15 protein-coding genes are annotated in these 17,415 nt (G+C 59.2%); 4 read left to right on the forward strand and 11 right to left on the reverse strand.

The window, feature by feature from the left end; all coding sequences use genetic code 11:
* Positions 1 to 49: 49 nt before the first annotated feature.
* Complete coding sequence (locus tag C2L65_RS28210; protein WP_042309986.1) at positions 50 to 454, reverse strand: hypothetical protein; 405 nt, start codon at positions 452 to 454, stop codon at positions 50 to 52.
* A complete protein-coding gene (locus C2L65_RS28215; RefSeq protein ID WP_042309988.1) occupies positions 447 to 626 on the reverse strand; it encodes a hypothetical protein in 180 nt (59 codons plus the stop codon). Before C2L65_RS28215 ends, C2L65_RS28210 begins: the two co-directional genes overlap by 8 nt.
* 266 nt (positions 627 to 892) lie before the next feature.
* Here C2L65_RS28215 and bamA point away from each other — a divergent pair, with 266 nt between their 5' ends.
* A complete protein-coding gene (bamA, locus tag C2L65_RS28220; RefSeq protein ID WP_042309990.1) occupies positions 893 to 3,202 on the forward strand; it encodes an outer membrane protein assembly factor BamA in 2,310 nt (769 codons plus the stop codon).
* 311 nt (positions 3,203 to 3,513) lie between these two features.
* Here the strand turns inward: bamA and C2L65_RS28225 are convergent, their stop codons facing one another.
* From C2L65_RS28225 to C2L65_RS28245, 5 genes are all read right to left on the reverse strand, one after another.
* Positions 3,514 to 3,792 carry a PAAR domain-containing protein gene (locus tag C2L65_RS28225; RefSeq protein ID WP_081921124.1) on the reverse strand — a complete coding sequence of 93 codons (279 nt, stop codon included), beginning with the start codon at positions 3,790 to 3,792 and terminating at the stop codon, positions 3,514 to 3,516.
* A gap of 139 nt (positions 3,793 to 3,931) precedes the next feature.
* Positions 3,932 to 4,717, reverse strand: coding sequence for a PA3715 family protein (locus tag C2L65_RS28230; protein WP_103254586.1), 786 nt, complete (start codon positions 4,715 to 4,717; stop codon positions 3,932 to 3,934).
* Positions 4,714 to 7,506, reverse strand: coding sequence for a glycoside hydrolase family 19 protein (locus C2L65_RS28235; protein ID WP_174485068.1), 2,793 nt, complete (start codon positions 7,504 to 7,506; stop codon positions 4,714 to 4,716). The genes C2L65_RS28230 and C2L65_RS28235 overlap by 4 nt, the downstream gene beginning before the upstream one ends.
* 22 nt (positions 7,507 to 7,528) lie before the next feature.
* The gene (locus tag C2L65_RS28240; RefSeq protein WP_042309992.1) at positions 7,529 to 9,844 is read right to left on the reverse strand and encodes a type VI secretion system Vgr family protein; all 2,316 of its coding nucleotides are present in this window, start codon (positions 9,842 to 9,844) and stop codon (positions 7,529 to 7,531) included.
* A 246-nt stretch (positions 9,845 to 10,090) separates the two neighbouring features.
* Positions 10,091 to 10,912, reverse strand: coding sequence for a response regulator (locus C2L65_RS28245; protein ID WP_042309994.1), 822 nt, complete (start codon positions 10,910 to 10,912; stop codon positions 10,091 to 10,093).
* Between the two features lie 258 nt (positions 10,913 to 11,170).
* On the opposite strand from C2L65_RS28245, the gene C2L65_RS28250 reads away from it, so the two are divergent.
* Both C2L65_RS28250 and C2L65_RS28255 read left to right on the forward strand, forming a co-directional pair.
* Positions 11,171 to 12,688 (forward strand): ATP-binding protein, encoded by a 1,518-nt coding sequence (locus tag C2L65_RS28250; protein WP_042309996.1) that lies wholly within the window; start codon positions 11,171 to 11,173, stop codon positions 12,686 to 12,688.
* On the forward strand, positions 12,681 to 13,430 hold the full coding sequence (locus C2L65_RS28255) for a response regulator (RefSeq protein WP_042309998.1): 750 nt from the start codon (positions 12,681 to 12,683) through the stop codon (positions 13,428 to 13,430). The genes C2L65_RS28250 and C2L65_RS28255 overlap by 8 nt, the downstream gene beginning before the upstream one ends.
* Positions 13,431 to 13,443: 13 nt before the next feature.
* On the opposite strand, the gene C2L65_RS28260 is transcribed toward C2L65_RS28255, so the two are convergent.
* The 3 genes from C2L65_RS28260 to C2L65_RS28270 form a co-directional block, all read right to left on the reverse strand.
* The gene (locus C2L65_RS28260) at positions 13,444 to 13,632 is read right to left on the reverse strand and encodes an H-NS family nucleoid-associated regulatory protein (RefSeq protein WP_420852481.1); all 189 of its coding nucleotides are present in this window, start codon (positions 13,630 to 13,632) and stop codon (positions 13,444 to 13,446) included.
* A 150-nt stretch (positions 13,633 to 13,782) separates the two neighbouring features.
* Positions 13,783 to 14,013 (reverse strand): hypothetical protein, encoded by a 231-nt coding sequence (locus C2L65_RS28265; protein ID WP_042310003.1) that lies wholly within the window; start codon positions 14,011 to 14,013, stop codon positions 13,783 to 13,785.
* 260 nt (positions 14,014 to 14,273) lie between these two features.
* The gene (locus tag C2L65_RS28270) at positions 14,274 to 15,071 is read right to left on the reverse strand and encodes a hypothetical protein (protein ID WP_042310025.1); all 798 of its coding nucleotides are present in this window, start codon (positions 15,069 to 15,071) and stop codon (positions 14,274 to 14,276) included.
* A 99-nt stretch (positions 15,072 to 15,170) separates the two neighbouring features.
* Here C2L65_RS28270 and C2L65_RS28275 point away from each other — a divergent pair, with 99 nt between their 5' ends.
* The gene (locus C2L65_RS28275; RefSeq protein WP_042310004.1) at positions 15,171 to 15,512 is read left to right on the forward strand and encodes a helix-turn-helix domain-containing protein; all 342 of its coding nucleotides are present in this window, start codon (positions 15,171 to 15,173) and stop codon (positions 15,510 to 15,512) included.
* 104 nt (positions 15,513 to 15,616) lie between these two features.
* Here the strand turns inward: C2L65_RS28275 and C2L65_RS28280 are convergent, their stop codons facing one another.
* Positions 15,617 to 17,407 (reverse strand): acyl-CoA dehydrogenase, encoded by a 1,791-nt coding sequence (locus C2L65_RS28280; protein ID WP_103254587.1) that lies wholly within the window; start codon positions 17,405 to 17,407, stop codon positions 15,617 to 15,619.
* Positions 17,408 to 17,415 lie beyond the last annotated feature (8 nt).

Here is a 17,415-nt window from a genome sequence, read left to right on the forward strand (position 1 = left end):
CTGATTGACGGGCGGACGCCGGCCCGAATGAAGATGCGTCCCGAGCGTCTTACTGCAACGTCACGGCGTCGCTGTTGACCTGAGCGATGGCGGCCCCAGCCGACGCAGCGACGCCGCTCAGCGCCTCGATCAACGGAGCGATCTGCTCGCACGGCAACGAAAACGAAATGCCCATGTTGCCTGCAAGCCTGAAGCGAAGGACGGCTGTCTGCGTGCCGTTCAGGCGCCCGATCTCCCAGCCGTAGCTCTGAAACGCAAAAGCCATGTGCTCGTTCTGGTTGATGATCCGGTCCGAATGTTCGATCGCATTCGGCAGTGCGACCAGTAACTGGTCGAGCACGGAACGGTGGATCGCCGTGGTCGCCTGAGTGCCGTGAAGCAACAGGTGGAGACCGTCTTCCGTCATCTGCAGATCGGCAATCGAATCGACAACGTGTGTCTCGCGCTCAGACATGGCGCACCTCGCTCGCGCCTGTTTGCGCGCCCGCTTCGCGCTCGCGATGTATGCGCGTGTCTTCGACCCACGGTTCATATGAAGAGGCCCGGGCCAGCCAGGCGGAGAAAAGCGGCGTGGAACTGGCGCGTAACACAGCAACCAGTACGACGGGATCGATATGTTCGAGCATGGCGAAGAACCAGAGGTGGGTGGAGTCGGCACGATACCGCCACCTTCGCTCTCGACGCGTTACCACGATCCTACCGATTCTTTGCTGCATCTTTCCGCCTTTGCACGACGTCGCCCGTGCAGCGCGCGCCGCTATTCATCGCTGCGCTATTCCTTACCCCACGCAACAAATAAACAGAAAGTTTGGCGTAACCCTGCGCAAGAAGCCCATTCCTATACTCGCGGCTTTCCATAGTGAGTCGCGTCCCGCTCTCAACAAGATCCTCGATGAAACAAAGAGCATCAACTATCTGTCTCGCCAGTGCGATCACGGTGTGCGCCACGTCACTGACGCCATCGACCGCGCATGCCGGCGACTCCGTGGTCGTCACGGACATCCGGCTTGACGGCTTGAAGCGCATTGAAGCGGGAACGCTGCTCGCCAACCTTCCCATCAAACGCGGCGATACTTTCACGGACGACAAGGCATCGCAGGCCGTGCGCGCGATCTACGACACGGGCCTCTTCAGCGACGTCAACGTGTCGCTCGACGGCAATGTCGTGGTGGTTCACGTCGTCGAGCGCCCTGCCATTGCGGAGATCGATTTCTCCGGCATTCACGAGTTCGAGAAGGACAACCTGACGAAGGCGCTGCGCGCCGTTGGCCTGTCGCGCGGCCGCCCTTTCGACAAGGCGCTCATCGACAAGGCCGAACAGGAACTGAAGCGCCAATACCTGACACGCGGCTACTACGCCGCGCAGGTAGAAACCACGACGACGCCCGTCGACAGCGGACGCGTGTCGGTTCTGTTCTCGGTCATCGAAGGTCCGAATGCGAAGATCAGGCAGATCAATTTCATCGGCAATCACGTGTTTTCGGAAAGCACGCTGCGCGACGAAATGGAACTGTCGACGCCGAACTGGTTTTCCTGGTACACGAAGAACGATCTCTACTCGAAAGAGAAGCTCGGCGCCGATCTGGATCGGCTGCGCTCGTACTACCTGAACCGCGGCTATCTGGAATTCAGGATCGACTCGACTCAGGTGTCGCTGACGCCCGACAAGAAGGAGATGTATCTGACGCTCAACCTGCACGAAGGCGAGCCCTATACGATCACAGGCATCCGGCTCGCGGGTAATCTGCTCGATCGCGAAGCGGAACTGAAGCCGCTCATCGGCATCAAGCCCGGTGAAACGTTCTCTGAAGATAAGCTCAAGGCGACCACGAAAGCGATCGTGGACCGGCTCGGCGAATACGGCTACGCGTTCGCTGCCGTCAATGCAGTGCCGCAGATCGATCAGGACAAACACACTGTCGATCTCACGCTGCAAATCGATCCGGGACGACGCGTCTATGTGCGCCAGGTGAATGTGGAAGGCAACACGCGCACGCGCGATGAAGTGATACGGCGAGAAATGCGCCAGCTCGAAAGCGCGTGGTTCGATTCGAACCGGCTTTCGCTTTCTAAGGAACGGGTGAACCGGCTCGGCTATTTCACCGACGTCGACGTGACGACAGTGCCCGTTGCGGGTTCGAACGATCAGGTCGATGTCGACGTCAAGGTCACCGAAAAACCAACGGGTGCGATTACGCTCGGCGCGGGCTTTTCTTCGTCGGACAAGGTCGTGCTGTCGGCGGGCGTTACGCAGGACAACGTGTTCGGCTCGGGCACGAGCCTCGGCGTCAACGTGAATACGGCGAAGACGTATCGCACGCTGTCGGTCACGCAGACGGACCCGTATTTCACCGTCGATGGCATCAAGCGCATTTCGGATGTCTACTATCGCACCAGCTATCCGCTCTACTACAGCAACGACGAGAGCTTTCGTATCGTCTCGCTCGGTGCGGACCTGAAGTTCGGCATCCCGTTTTCGGAAGTCGATACGGTCTACTTTGGCCTTGGCATCGAGCAGGATCGCTTCAACACCGATTCATCGACGCCGCAAGCCTATCTCGACTATGTCAGCGAGTTCGGCCGCGTGGTCAACAACGTGCCGCTGACGGCGGCCTGGTCGCGCGATGCGCGCGATAGCGCGCTCGTGCCAAGCCGTGGTTATATGCTGCAGGTCAACGGCGAAGTCGGCACGCCCGCAGGCGAAACCGAGTACTACAAGACCGACGTTCAGAGCCAGTATTACTACTCGTTCGCGCGTGGCTTCATTCTGGGCATGAATCTGCAGGCGGGCTATGGCAATGGCTTCGCGGGCAAGGCGTATCCGATCTTCAAGAACTACTACGCGGGCGGTATCGGCTCGGTGCGCGGTTATGAGTCGAGTTCGCTCGGGCCGCGCGATTCGTCGACGGGCGATTCGATCGGCGGTTCGAAGATGGTGGTCGCGAACGTCGAAATGACGTTCCCGCTTCCGGGCAGCGGCTGGGATCGCACGTTGCGCGTCTTTACCTTCGTCGACGCCGGGAACGTGTGGGGCAACGAAGGCAGCAGTACAGGCGCGAATGGCTTGAGATACAGCTATGGCGCGGGCCTCGAATGGATTTCGCCGATTGGGCCGCTGAAGCTCTCGGTAGGGTTTCCGATCGTCAGGCACGCGGACGACAAGTACCAGGTGTTCCAGTTTCAGATCGGTACGTCTTTCTAAATGCACCGACGAAATAAGAGCCCGCTTCGCTTCATTGCGGTCTCTTTTATGGCCCGGTCCCGTGCTCGATTTCTCGCGACATGCCGGAAGCCCATGCCATCCGGTGTCACGCCGCAGCCTACCGCTCGAGCACGGAACTGACGAACGACTATCAGAATGCGATCGCGCGCGCGATCCGCGCCGAGCGCGAGGGCAAACGCATGTCGCACCGCGTATGCGCGGGCATATGGCTATGCTGCAAACGGACCTTCTAGAACCTTCCGCGGCACATTGAAAACAGGCATAGCGGTAAGAGACAACTTGCGTGCCGGTCAACACCCACTATGGTGTTGCGATGCGATCAGTCTGGGCGACGGATCACACTTGCACACACACCAGTCGTCACTTAACGCTACCTGCTTACCATTCGGACCGGTATCGGCCCGACGATCGGTGCAAACAATCAGACCCGTTGAGTCGCACTTTGGACACAACACGGCATCGCCCTCATAGGCTACGACACGACCGCGAATGGTATCTCCGCGCTCAGGCGCAACTACGCGACCTCCTGCTGTTGTCGTGTCACCGTTGCATATGTCATAACGTCTCAATAAAGCTCCCTGTTTTTAATGCTAGAAATCCGCGAACGCAACGATGTGCCACTGCCCGAACTTCCGGTCGAATATCGCTGCTCCAAGCCACGCGCGGGCGATTCCTACCATTTCTGATGCGTGTCATGAGCCAGTTAAATTAATTTGCGTCCACTTGCAAAACTTGAGGGATCTCATATGTGGTCCCGTTGTATTTCAAAACATAGTCTTTAATCTTTGCCCTCCCTTCCTTTTTTTTGCATTCCGACCCGCCTTTCACATATTCAATATGAACGGTTCTAAATCGTTCTCGAAAGTCATAATATCCATTCGTTTTCCCACTCAAGATAATAAGTGTGGCGGAATTTTCAGTACCGGAAAATGCGCAATCACCATTTCCTTCACCACTATAAGAGTTCATTGGCAATAAATTAATCACTTTCCTGAGGGGACCCTGGTCGAGTACATACAAATTCATTACCTCCTTGCGAACAGGAGCGGTGTCGGAGTAATTTCGCCTTGTTGTTCTAACGCCAAACGCAAGATGACCCGACTTAATAGCATAATTCGCGACATCAATACTGACCTCACTAGGCTCGACTGCATCCGCCGCCATTAAATTTTCTTCATTGATTTTACTCAGCACTTTTCCTGTTGTCTCATTTGCAACGGCGACGACCATGCCGAAATAACGCTCGCCATTCCTGCCATTCTCATATAGATAAGGCTTTGCAAGTATTGCGTACCCCGGTTTTTGTGGCCAAGACTTACACTGAGAAGGCAAAAAGTTAAAATCAATAACTGACGCGTTTCTGTGCTCCTTTAGCAGCACTGTAACTTCCTGCTCAAACGCTACGAGAGTTCCTTCCTCAAAGAGCGAGGGCGAACAACCAAACGCAGCTTTCGCTGCAACCATAAAAGCAATGAAAGCAAATGCAAATTTCACTCTCCAACCCCCTCAAATACTCGTTGGCTCATTATTTCGCGATAATGTTGGCGTCGCTCCCCATAACTGCTAGTCTGTCTATTGACGACAGCAGTAATTTTGTCAACCTGGTCATCTGCATTGGCAGTGGTCGTCCGGTCAGCAATCTCATACAGCTTGCCGTGAAGCCAGAAAAAAACTGCAGATCGGACACCATACAGCATCTGACCAACCAAATCTGGATTGCGCACAAAGTCCACATTCTCGCCCGGCCATATTGATGGATATGTAGAGTTAAATTGAGTGTAGTTATATCTACCGGTCAATTGTTTCAAGCCGCGGCCACGAAATTTCCAGCCATCGCCGCTTTCAATTGATCCATTTCCTAACGCCCTTACGCCATTAATACCGTTATAGGCACGATTGGCTATTTGCTCCTGATCTGCGAGATGCAGCGAATTACGACAGTACAATTCAGCCTCTGCAGGGTGAGCGCGAAAATAACTAAATGTACTGTTTAAACCGGTGGAGTTATAATCTAAACTTTCGACAAGATGAAAGAGTGGGCCAACCTCAGTTCTTACTTGCGAGAAAAAATGAGTAAGGCGCCCCTCTGTATCAAGCTTGTATTCAGCCATATTTTCATTGATTTGACTTGCCAAATCACTCAGCGTCTCATCAGAAACAAATACGCTAGACCAAATCTTTCTAAGCATCGCTATCGAAATCTTCGAACCTTGGGAACAAAAATTTCCCACCATCGCAACCGGATGGATATGGTTCACGACCGGACTCGACGGGAAGTCCGCGATTTTGCCCTTAACGTCATCCCACCATTGCAGCTTCTTGATGCGTGTCAGTTCGCATTGCCAGTTCTCGCGGGCATTCCGCATCAGAGGCGTCAGCGCTTCCCACCGGCTCATCCCACCACCCCATTCGCTCTCATAGCGCAGGATCACATGTGCTAGTTCGCTGGCAAGCCACGACTTGTTCATCGCACGCTGTAGTTTTCGCGCAGTGACCACTTCCTGGCCGTCCTTGCTGCTCTTCTTTTCACCGTATTGCAAAGGAATACGGTTCACGGTCTGCTCAAGCCGCTGAAGCAATGCACTGCCGTTTACCGCCGCTGTGGATGGCTCGAATTCCGTCTGTTCCCTCCAGTCGGCTGAACCCGTCACAGAAAGATTGCGGCGAAACGCATCAGTCAGGGCGATGCCCGTCGCGTCGACGATCTCGAAACCAGGCCAGGCCCACGGACTCTCCCACGTCGTGCCCGGATGCCCCTTTTCGCAGACCCAGCCGCGCTGATCGGTGCCGTCTGCGGCAACAAAGCCTACCCGCCACCAATGTATGTTCTCGTCATCAACGGCAACGTTACCGTCTCCAATACCATCGAGCTGCGCGCGCGGGAACGCAAACGTCTGTGCGTTCGCCGGATCAGCAAGGGCTTGAACCTGCAACGGGAATCGTTTCCACGCCGACAGACCGTTCGGACCACGGTTCAGATCATCACGTCGGATCCAGACGGGGCCGCCATCCAGAGCGGCGATAGTGCCGATGGTCAAGTATCTCGGCTGCACCTGCACCCACGGTCCGGCCTTTGGGCTGCGAGCGGTCTCCTTCGCATCGTATAGCGGATGACGTGTGCCCAACTTGTGGTCCGAGTCCGACGGTTGTACGACCAGCCTTGCGCCCGAATGAACGACCAGAATAGTGCGATCGCTTGCAGGCAGTTGGGCGGCCCGTGCGCGACACTTCCCGATAAACTCTTTCACTTCGTCACCGGCAAACACTTCAAGATGCAACAACTGACGCGCGGGGACGGGTGGTAGTGGCGTCGAGCGCTCGTAATCGTGATATTCGCCGATCTGTCCCATCAGCGTTCCGGCCTTGACGGGAATCGGCTGCGGCGGAACAACCACACCTCCCACTCCCTGCGGCTCTTTTACAGGCTGCTGGTCGTGCAGATACAGCCAACCCCAATCTCCCTCGGGCGTTACCGGCGCCGTTCCCGTCTCGTCGCCGTCGGGTTGCACCCACGGCACATTTTTGTCCTCCCAACCAAAACTGCCTCCGCTTTTCGCGCTGACCATGTGGCCCGCAGAAATCGAACGGATATGCCCCCACGCGCCGCGCTTCTCGCCGATGATTACCTCGCTGCCTTCAGGCAAGAAGGCAACATGCTGACCCGCGACGAACTGGTTTTTCTTTGTTCCAGGTTTCGGCTCCGACCAGACGAATGCGCCTGCCGCCGCGCCGCCGTTCTCCTGTTTATCCTTGTTCCCGATGCGGTACGCGTCCACGCCCGGCCACCAGCCAGGTCGTACCATGCTCCCATCAGCAAGGTAGGTAGACCAGTCGGCCATGTGCATATAGAGACTGTAGAACGTTAGCGTCTCGTCGGCAGGTTGTCCGTTGGCGGTATTACCCGGCGCAGGCGGCATCGTCATATGGTGGCGCACCAGCACGAACCCGGTTGAGTACATCGCCCAGCGACGGTCCTGGGTGAAGTGAAGTTGCGGATACGCATCATCGAGTCTGAACGCGATCACCTCGCCATTTGCGATGACCCGCACGCCGCCGGACTGGTCAACTCGACTGGATGAGCCTTTGCCGAAATGCACACCGCCGTGCGGAAACCCGTTCACGCCGAGCGGAAAGAAGCCATCCTCCATACCCGCGAGCGCGTGATAGAAGATGTCCGGATCGGTTATTTCCTTGTGATCCTTTCCGGGAAACGGATAGCGCCACGTCTGGCGCGAGGATGCTGTCGGCGCTGCTGCCGGTTGATTGTTCTGTTGTGCATTCATGTCTTGAAATCGTTGAGCACGTTTAGCCGGAGAACTTCGAGCCATGACGCGCGAGGTCTGCGATATCGTTCGCAAACGGCAACGCTGTTTTCTGCATGGTGCCGTCGGGGTCGGCCTTCTGCCAGGTGATGGCTTTTTCGATGTAATCGCCGCTGGTGGCATTGGTAATGTTGTGCGGGGTCATGCGGAAATACGAGTTACCGCACTTGAACAGGATTTCTTTTTTCGCCTCGATGATTACCGAGCCGTCTACGCTGCGAATCACCGCGTCGTGCAACGCTGCAAGGTCAATACCGTCGCTTTGCGCCTGAATCTGGATCGGACCTTTCGCGGCGAACAGCTTTATTCCCATCGTCTGCGCGAACACGGATACCGCTTCACCGGCTGCCATGCGCAAGCGTTTCAGGACGCTCCAGTCAGCGCTATTGCCCGACGTCGCCTGTATGCTGTCGCTCGCCGCGAACTGTATCGACTTGCCGGACACGATGCCCACCGGGCCGGGTGCGCCCGCCAGAATGCCCGGCTGCTTGAGCTGGTCGAGCCCGTCATTGACTGCTTTCTGTACGCTCAGGTCGGCGGGGTCGGCCTTCGACGCGCTGGCCGAGTCTGCGAGTGAACGTGCAAGCGCGAGAGCCCGCTCAAGCTCCGAGATAGTCTCCTGCATGTCGAGTTGATGGCCGCTCGCGCCGGGCCGGTCGTAGGCGCTCAGATAGACGCCACTGCCACCGCGCAGCGCGTTAAATCCCGATGTGCGCAGTTCGACGCCTTCGCCGCGCTTCTGCTTCTTCGAATCGACCAGAAAGCCGAGATTCAACTGTGTCTTGCCGGAATGCTCGGTCGAGAGCTTGATGCCTTCCTGACCTTCCCAGTCCTCCATACGCAGCTTGTTATTGCTCTGCGTGCGAATGACATTGCGCGAGAGCCAGCGGTTATCGCTCGTGATGTGATCGACGGCCTGGCTGTTGTGCATCGCGTGTGCAATGTATGGCCGGTTCGGATTGCCGTCGTGGAATGCAATAGCGACCTCTGTACCGTCGAGCAACGGGAAGTGAAAGCCCGTCTGCAATGCGCCCGCGAACGGCTTTGCAAGACGCAGCGGCACGCTCTCGCCGCCCGGATTCCATTCATCGAAATCGAGATCGAAGCGGACGACGTAATAGCCTGCTGCGGTCAGATACGCATATTTGTACTTGTCGGGTGTGGTCACGCGGGCGCTGAGTGTGCCCGCAATCCTAGGCCACGTATTCTCATCTAGCGCCAGCCGGAAACGCCGGTCGGAAGGAATCGCCTTGTACGTGTTGGAGTAGGCGTCGTCGCGCGCACCGCGATGGATCACTTCGACAATCACCTGTCCGTTTGGCGAATCGGGCAGCGTTTCATCAATGTGCAGGATGCGCGCGGGCATCAATGCCAGAACATTGCTCTCGCCTTCGTACACGACCTGCAACGCGATAGCCGCCTCATGCCTGAGTTGGGCTTCCCACTTCGCGGCCTGCGCGTCCGGGTGATGCGTACCCCACACATAAGGCTGGCCGTAGGTGGTTTTATCATCGGCTGCTACGTCGGCATCGTCCCTGAACCTCTCCCACGCGCTGTCGGCGTTATAGTCGGCAACCGTGAACGATTGCGGTACGGTCTGCGTTCTCGTAACGAGCGAACTGACAGCCTCGACACCCGATTCCAGACCGGCTTGCTCGCGATAGGGCACATCGAGCGACGGCTGATAGACATAATGGTCGATGTCGTCACAGACGTTCAGCACGTCGCCATGCTCGCCTGCCGCGATATAGCTGTAGATGCCTTCCTGCTTCATTAGCAGTTGCACCCAGGCGAGATCGTCCATCTGGTACTGCATGCGAAACGCGTGCCGCGGGTACTGGCGGCGCAGCTTGAAACGGTATTGATGGCCCCGCAAGCCATGTCGTTTCAGTACCTGTTCGATGATTTCCGGGGCTGTGACGTGCTGATAAATACGGCTGGCACGCGCGCGCGCCAGCTTCGAAAAATGCGCTTCGAGCACAAATTCATAGCTGGTGAAATCGCGTGTTGTCTTGAGTTCGGTAAAGCTGGTAATCCAGCCCGCAAAGCGTCGACCATCAATGTCTTCGGGAACGATCGAAAACGTTGCATCCTTGCCGAGATATTCGGTACGCGTGAGTCGAATTGGGTGCGTGAGCCGGATCGTGACGCAGTAGGGCTCGCCGAGTCTTTCGGTCGCGGCGAATGAGACTACGGATAGCCCGCTTGCGCTTGCACTGCCCGGTACTTCAAGAAAGTAGGACTGTTTTCCAGTCAGTCCATTGAGACGCAGACCATCGCCTTCTAAACCTTCATCCATAGTTTGGTATCCGAATTATCCCGGTGTCTGGGTGACATCGTGAGCCGACGATGATTCGAACGCGCAACTGCACGCCGCGCTATGAGAAATATCTGAAAGCGGCGCGCGCAAAGGAAATCTATGCTTACTGAGTGATGGAATCAGAAAAAATTTGACTCCGTTGATCTGTAGCGCAGAAAAGAGCCCGCGTTGAAGCGGGCTCTTTTGCTTTCGACCTGGCGTTTCCAACGCCGCGCAATACATGCGCTACTGTATTCTTCGCACCGCACTGTCGAACCGCATGCGCTCTTCGGCCACGATGGGCGCTGCAACATCGAGCATCGGCGCCTGCGCATCGTCCCGATCCTCCGCTGCGCCATGGCGCGGCAGCGCGTCGTCGGGCGCGAACATATAGCCTTCGCCGCGCAAGGTCTTGATGTATTGCCGGCCCGTCGGCGACAGTTTCAACGCGGCGCGCAGCCTGAATACGACGACATCGAGTCCGCGTTCCGTCACGCTGCAATGCCGGCGCAGCATGTTGAGAATACGCACGCGAGACAGCACCTTCATCGGATTCGACGCAAGCACCACCAGCAGCGCGAATTCCGTGCTGCGCAACGGCACTTCCACACCACCGCGAGTAAGCACGCGGTCGGCAACGTCGACTTCGAAATCGTCGAATGCGATAGGCGCGCGCTCGATATGCATCGGCACATGCGACGGCGGTCCCGAACGCAATGCGTTGCGCACCCGTGCGATCATTTCGCGCGGATCGTGTGGATCGACGACATAGTCGTTCGCACCGAGTTCGAACGAGAGCACCTTGTCGACGACGTCGTCGGACCGGCTGACGATAATCACAGGCAGGTCGTAGCCGAGCGAACGGATACGCCGCAATGCAGCCAGACCGTCGACTTCAGGCAAGCCGTGACGCATCACGATCAGCGACGGCACTTCGACCTCCAGGCGCCGTTCCAGCGAGTCGGTGTTGTACAGGACGGACATCTCGATCTTGTGCTGCTGCACATGTGCCCGAAGCATGTCGCGGCTGGCCTGATCAGGCTCGACGACGAGCAGATGGATGGTCATGAAGTTTCCGTCCTTCTCCCATTTGAATGGAGGACCATGATAGAGAGCAACTGTGCAGGCAAGACGGTGAAAATTAAGGAGATTGTGTGGAGATTGCCCAACGGTCGTCCGTCGCCGCGCGCGTCGCGTCAAAATAGCGCCGTAGCGGCATATTCATAGAAACGGGCATGCGTGCGGCGCTAAAGGCGCTAGCTAAGGCATGCCGACAGGCAAACACAGGGTGGCAAGCATGAGAAGTGGCGGCCGCGGGGTCTCGCCATGAGAATCGGCATTACGTCGAAGCTCTTCGTCGCGATTTCGGCGGCGTGCATACTCGTGGCCGTCACGATGGGCCTTGCCGTGCGCTGGAGCTTCGAACAGGGCTTTCTCGGCTATCTGCAGCGCCAGTCGCAAACACATTCCTTGCGCCTGCAGCAGGAACTCGAAGCCGCGTGGGCGAAGCATCGGAGCTGGGATTTCATCAAGGACCCGGTGACGGCAGCGGCCGCGATTCCCGAGGCGATCGACACAGGCGTGCCGCCTCCCGGTCCGTCCGGCCCGCCCGACATGAACGCGCCGCACGAGGGCCCGCCGCCTGACGGCGCGCCGGGCGGCAACGGCGGGGAACCGGGACCGCCGCCTGGCGACGCGGGCGCGCCTCTCGACATGCGCGACACGCGAAGCCCGGGACCGCTGGGCAACCGCCATCCGCCGTTCCGTGTCTACGACACGGACATGCACAGCGTGCTGCAAAAAGGACCGCCGCCGCCGCCCGATGCGCCGCGCCTGCCGCTGACCGTCGACGGCAAGGTGATCGGCTGGCTGATCGTCGCCGGGCCCGAAGTGATGTTTCATTCCGCCGACCGGCAATTTCAGGCGCAGCAGGTTCGCGCGACGTGGATCATCGCCGGGTTTGCCGCGTTGCTGGCCGCTGGTGTCGCCATCGTGCTTTCGCGTTTGCTGCTCGCGCCCGTGCGGCGCCTCGTGCTGGCCACGCATCGGCTCGCGAGCGGCGACTACTCGATTCGCGTCCCCGATACGGGCAGCGATGAACTCCACAATCTCGCCGCCGACTTCAACCGGCTCGCGATCTCGCTCGGCAACGCCGAACGTTCGCGCCGCAATCTCATCGCGGATATTTCGCATGAGTTGCGTACGCCGCTTGCCGTGCTGCGCGGCGAACTCGAAGCGATCGAAGATGGCGTGCGCAAGCCCGACCGCGCGACGCTCGCGTCGCTGCAGGCCGAAGTCGCACTGCTGAGCCAGTTGATCGACGATCTATACGAACTGTCGCTCGCGGACATCGGCGAACTGTCTTTCGAGAAAGTACGGCTCGATGTAGCGCCTATCGTCGAAACCGCCGCCGACTCGTTCAAGGACAGACTCGCCGACAAGAAGATCGCGCTGGAAACGGATATCGACGCCGCGAGCGTCGTCATGCTCGGCGACCCGTATCGGCTGACGCAGCTGATGAAGAACCTGCTCGAAAACGCGTTGCGCTATACCGATTCCGGCGGCAAGGTCCGCGTGGCCGTCGCGAAGCACGAGCACGAGATACGGATCGATGTGCAGGATACGCACCCCGCCGTGCCCGAGCCTTTGCTGCCGCATCTGTTCGACCGGCTGTTTCGCGTCGATGCGTCGCGCAGCCGTCAAAGCGGCGGCGCGGGCCTCGGACTTGCGCTGTGCAAACATATCGTCGGCCAGCATGGCGGCACCATCGACGCATTGCGTTCGCCGCTGGGAGGACTGTGGATCGCGGTCCGGTTCGCTACGTTAGAAACCAAAGATGACTGACTCTTCACTTGCCCGTTCGCCTGCTTCCGTGCTGATCGTCGAAGACGAGCCTAAGCTGTCGGCGCTGCTCACCGACTATCTGCGCGCCGAAAACTTCGACACCCAGGTGATCGAAGATGGCCGCGAGGTGATCGCCTCGGTACGCGCGCATCCGCCTTCGCTGATTCTGCTCGATCTGATGTTGCCGGGACGCGGCGGACTTGAGATCTGCCGCGAGTTGCGGACATTTTCGGATGTGCCCGTGATCATCCTGACCGCGCGTGTCGACGAGATCGACCGCTTGCTCGGCCTCGAACTCGGCGCCGACGATTACGTGTGCAAGCCGTTCAGTCCGCGTGAAGTCGTGGCGCGCGTGAAGGCGATCCTGCGCCGCATCGAGTCGCTATCGGGCGTGGCGCGCGCCGGCGCGGAACCTGTTTCGAGCGGACTGGCGATCGACCTCGACAGGCATGTCGCATCGCTTGATGGAAAAGACCTCAATCTCACGCCGATTGAAATCAGGCTGCTCGCGCTGTTGCACTCGACGCCCGGCCGAATCTATTCGCGCGATCATCTGCTGCGGCAACTGTATGACGATCATCGGGTCGTCGCCGACCGGACGGTCGACTCGCATGTGAAGAACTTGCGCCGCAAGCTGCAGAATGTGCGGCCGGATCACGACATGATCCGTTCGATTTATGGTGTCGGTTATCGGCTGGACGTCGTGCCGCCCGAGAGCCGCGACGATGGCGATCCGGGCTGATGGATCTTTTCGTCTAGCCTTCGCAGCGGAAGAAATCGATGTTCTGGCCCGATGCGACTGCGCGGCGCAGCCATTCGGGCAAATCGCCCCGTCCGTCCCAGGCATGGCCTGACGCATCCTGATAGCGGATGGCGCGGGCATTTTTTTCGTCTTCGGCGAACGAACGTTCAAGCGCGTCGAACGTGATGCCGAACTCGTTCATTCGATTCTGGATCCACGCGATCAAGCGCTCCCGCGCCTGGCCGTCGAGTTTTGCGATTGGAGTAGACATTGCTCGTGCGATTCGAAGTGCGATTCGTAGTGTGGAGAGATCAGCAATCCATTCGTACGGGCGAAACCAGGACTGACGGACTCAATTGCGCCGTCGCGCGTCGATGCGAACCACCGAGTCGAACAGCGCCTGGGCTCGTGCCAGTTCGTCGAGCGCGCGGTCCAGTTGCGCGACGGCGGCGGCATGCCCGGCCGTCGACGCGGCATCTTCCGGGTCGGCGCGCACGGCGCGAAAAGCCAGATCGACATTGCGTGTCGCTTCGACAAAACGCTGTGCGGCCTGAGCCTGCCTCGAATGCATCATTGCCGACATAAGCATTCCTCCATCTGGATTCGGTTCGGATATTCAGCTTGCGATGCGTGGGGCGCGCCCATTTGCGGTTCGCGCCGATGGCTGTCGATACGAGCCAGCGCTACAAAATGGATTGACTGCGGCATGCTGCCGATTTTCTCTCCGCGCGGTGCGAAGCGCCAGGTCTGATTTGCAACAGCGTGCGGTTTAGTACACAAACACCCGACATTCAGTGTTCCCAGGTTTTATGCGCCGGACGCCTGGTGCTGATCCCCGTCTGTTTATAGCGTGAAGCTGGCCTGCGCATGCGCCGCGTTGAAGGCCGCCATGGCCTCGACGGGCGGCATGTCGAACAGATCGCGCGTGACGCCGCGCATGCGCTCCTGCGGCGGCCGGGTGCGCAAACGCCCAACCAGTTCGATGAAGGCCGCAAAGTCGCCGTCGCGCGTGGCTTTGTTGACCTCCGCGAAGTCACGCGCCTTGAGCACGACGGGTTGCGTGAGCCGCACGAAATACGGCGCTTCCAGCTCGACGGCGAGCGCGACGGGATAGCGCTTGCCGCTCAGTTCGCTCGCGCGCGATGTGCAATCGACGACGGCCGTGCCTTGCGCGGGACCGAGCACCTTGCCCGTACTGACGCTGCGCAGGTGCTCCGGGTAGATGTGCAGCCGCGTGCCCATGCTCAGTTCAGTGGGCGACGAACACACCAGCGCGTAATGCTGCTCTCTGCGCCGCCCCGAAGGCAACACCGTGCGGCTGACGATGAACGCATGTGGCGGCAGCTGCCGCACTTGGCCCGTACTGTCGATCCACGCGTTCCACAGCAGCATGTCTTCGCGCTTGCGCCCGCCTTGCCGCGGCTTGCTCGACGCTGGCGAAAAGAGCGCGAGCAGCGAGCCGGTGCGGTGCGCCGCAATCTGCGCGCTATTGCCGAGCGACTGACCGACACCCCACAGAAAACGCCCGCCGCCCAGCCTCCGTTCCCATTCCTTCTGGAGAACGATGCTGGGGAGTTCCTCGCTGGATTCGGTGCCTGTCTTGGTCCAGCAGAACGTGGGCGGTAGGTGCTTCAGTGTCATCAACTTCCTCGGGACTGCCATCCGGCTCGCCGACCTGCGAACCATTGGCGAAATAGTCAGCCATTCAACAAGCGTTAATGTATAGATATAATGCATGGAATGGAAGCCCCGAAGAGCGATTTTCCCGTACAGGACCTGTTACGCCGGTTGATGGCGGACGTGCGCTCGTCCAGTGAAATCGCGCGGCTTTCCGGGGTGAGCCAGCCTACGGTGTCGCGACTTCGGCTGTCGAAAGGGCGCCGTGTGCGCAAGAGCGCGTCATTCAATAAGCTATGCAGTTTCTATGGCGTGGAGGCGCGCCATGTCGGCGGGCGGGCGACGGGCTACAACGAGTTGCTGCGCAACGCGATCGTCGACGCGTGGGACGGCTCGGAAGAGCACGGCCGCGCGTTGCTCGTCGTGATCAAGGGCTTGAAGGGGTTGAGCGCGAAGTTGGAGTAAGCGGTGCGCTCGCGGGGATGTGCGGAAGGGTTGAAGCGGATTTGAAGCGGACGGGCTTCGCGTTCAGTCGAAGCCCGTCGTTGGATTGCGGGTGGTTTGCGGGTTTAGAACTGGTCTTCGGACAGCGCGAGGTAGCCCTCGCCGCCCTTCGCGCTGGTGATCGACGCTTCCAGCGCCACCGCCTGCGGCAGCAAATGTTCCGCGAAGAACTGCGCGGTCGCGATTTTCGCGCCGTAGAACGATGGGTCTTGCGCTTGCTTCTCTTGCGCTGCCAGCATCGCGCGCGCCATCTGCCAGCCGCCCAGCACGATGCCGGCAAGCTTCAGATACGGCACGCTGCCTGCAAATACTGCATTCGGATCGCTCTTCGTATTCGTGACGACATACGCAACCGTTGATTGCAACGCGTCATGTCCAAGTGACAAGTGCTTTTGCATCGAATCGAACGCTGCGCCCTTATGCTGCTTCAGCGCTTCGACCGTCTGCGCAATCTGCGCAAGCAGTGCTTTTGCGACCGCGCCGCCGTCGCGCACCGTCTTGCGACCGATGAGATCGTTCGCCTGAATGGCCGTCGTGCCTTCGTAGATCGGCAGGATGCGCGCGTCGCGATAGTACTGCGCCGCGCCCGTTTCTTCGATGAAGCCCATGCCGCCATGCACCTGCACGCCAAGGCTCGCCACATCCACTGACAGCTCCGTGCTCCAGCCCTTCACGATCGGCACCAGGTATTCATAGATCGCCTGATGTTCCGCACGCTTCGCTTCGTCGGGGTGGCGGTGCGCGAGATCGCTGTGCGACGCCGCGACGTACGCCAATGCGCGTGAACCTTCCGTGAGCGCGCGCATCGTCGACAGCATCCGACGCACGTCGGGATGCTGAATGATCGATACGGCCTGCTTCGCGGAGCCGTCGACTGGCCGGCTCTGCACGCGGTCCTTCGCGTACGCCACCGCTTTCTGGTACGCACGATCCGATATTGCCACGCCCTGCATGCCGACCGCAAAACGCGCCGCGTTCATCATGATGAACATGTATTCGAGGCCACGATTTTCTTCGCCGATCAGGTGGCCGATTGCGCCACCGTGATCGCCGAACTGCAGCACGGCTGTCGGGCTCGCCTTGATCCCGAGTTTGTGTTCGATCGACACGCAATGCACGTCGTTGCGCTCACCCAGCGATCCATCCTCATTGACGAGAAACTTCGGCACGACGAACAGCGAAATGCCCTTCACGCCTTCTGGCGCATCCGGCGTGCGCGCGAGCACCAGGTGGACGATGTTGTCCGCCATGTCATGCTCGCCCCACGTGATGAAAATCTTCGTGCCGAACAGCTTGAAAGAACCATCGCCCTGCGGCTCGGCGCGCGTGCGCACCAGCGCGAGATCCGAGCCGGCTTGCGGCTCGGTGAGGTTCATCGTGCCCGTCCATTCGCCGGAAATCAGCTTCGGGACATAGGTCTTTTTCTGCGCGTCGCTGCCTGCCGTGAGCAGCGCCTCGATCGCGCCATCCGTCAGCAGCGGACACAGCGCGAACGACAGATTAGACGCGTTCAACATCTCGATACACGCCGTCGCGATCAGCTTCGGCAGGCCCTGGCCTTCGTATTCGACGGGATGCTGCACGCCCTGCCAGCCGCCTGCGGCGAACTGGCGGAACGCATCGGCGAAACCGGGCGTCGCTGTGACGTGGCCGTCTTTCCAGCTGCTCGGGTTCCGGTCACCTTCGACGTTCAGCGGCGCCAGCACTTCGCCGCACAGCTTCGCGGATTCTTCGAGCACGGCTTGTGCCGTCTCGAGACCCGCTTCCTCGAAGCCGGGCAGCTTCGCGATGTCGTCGATGCCGCTCAATTCCTCGAGCACGAAAAGCATGTCTTTTACGGGGGCGATATAACTCATGGTCGATC

The organism is Paraburkholderia terrae, assembly GCF_002902925.1.
In the GTDB taxonomy this organism is placed as follows: domain Bacteria; phylum Pseudomonadota; class Gammaproteobacteria; order Burkholderiales; family Burkholderiaceae; genus Paraburkholderia; species Paraburkholderia terrae.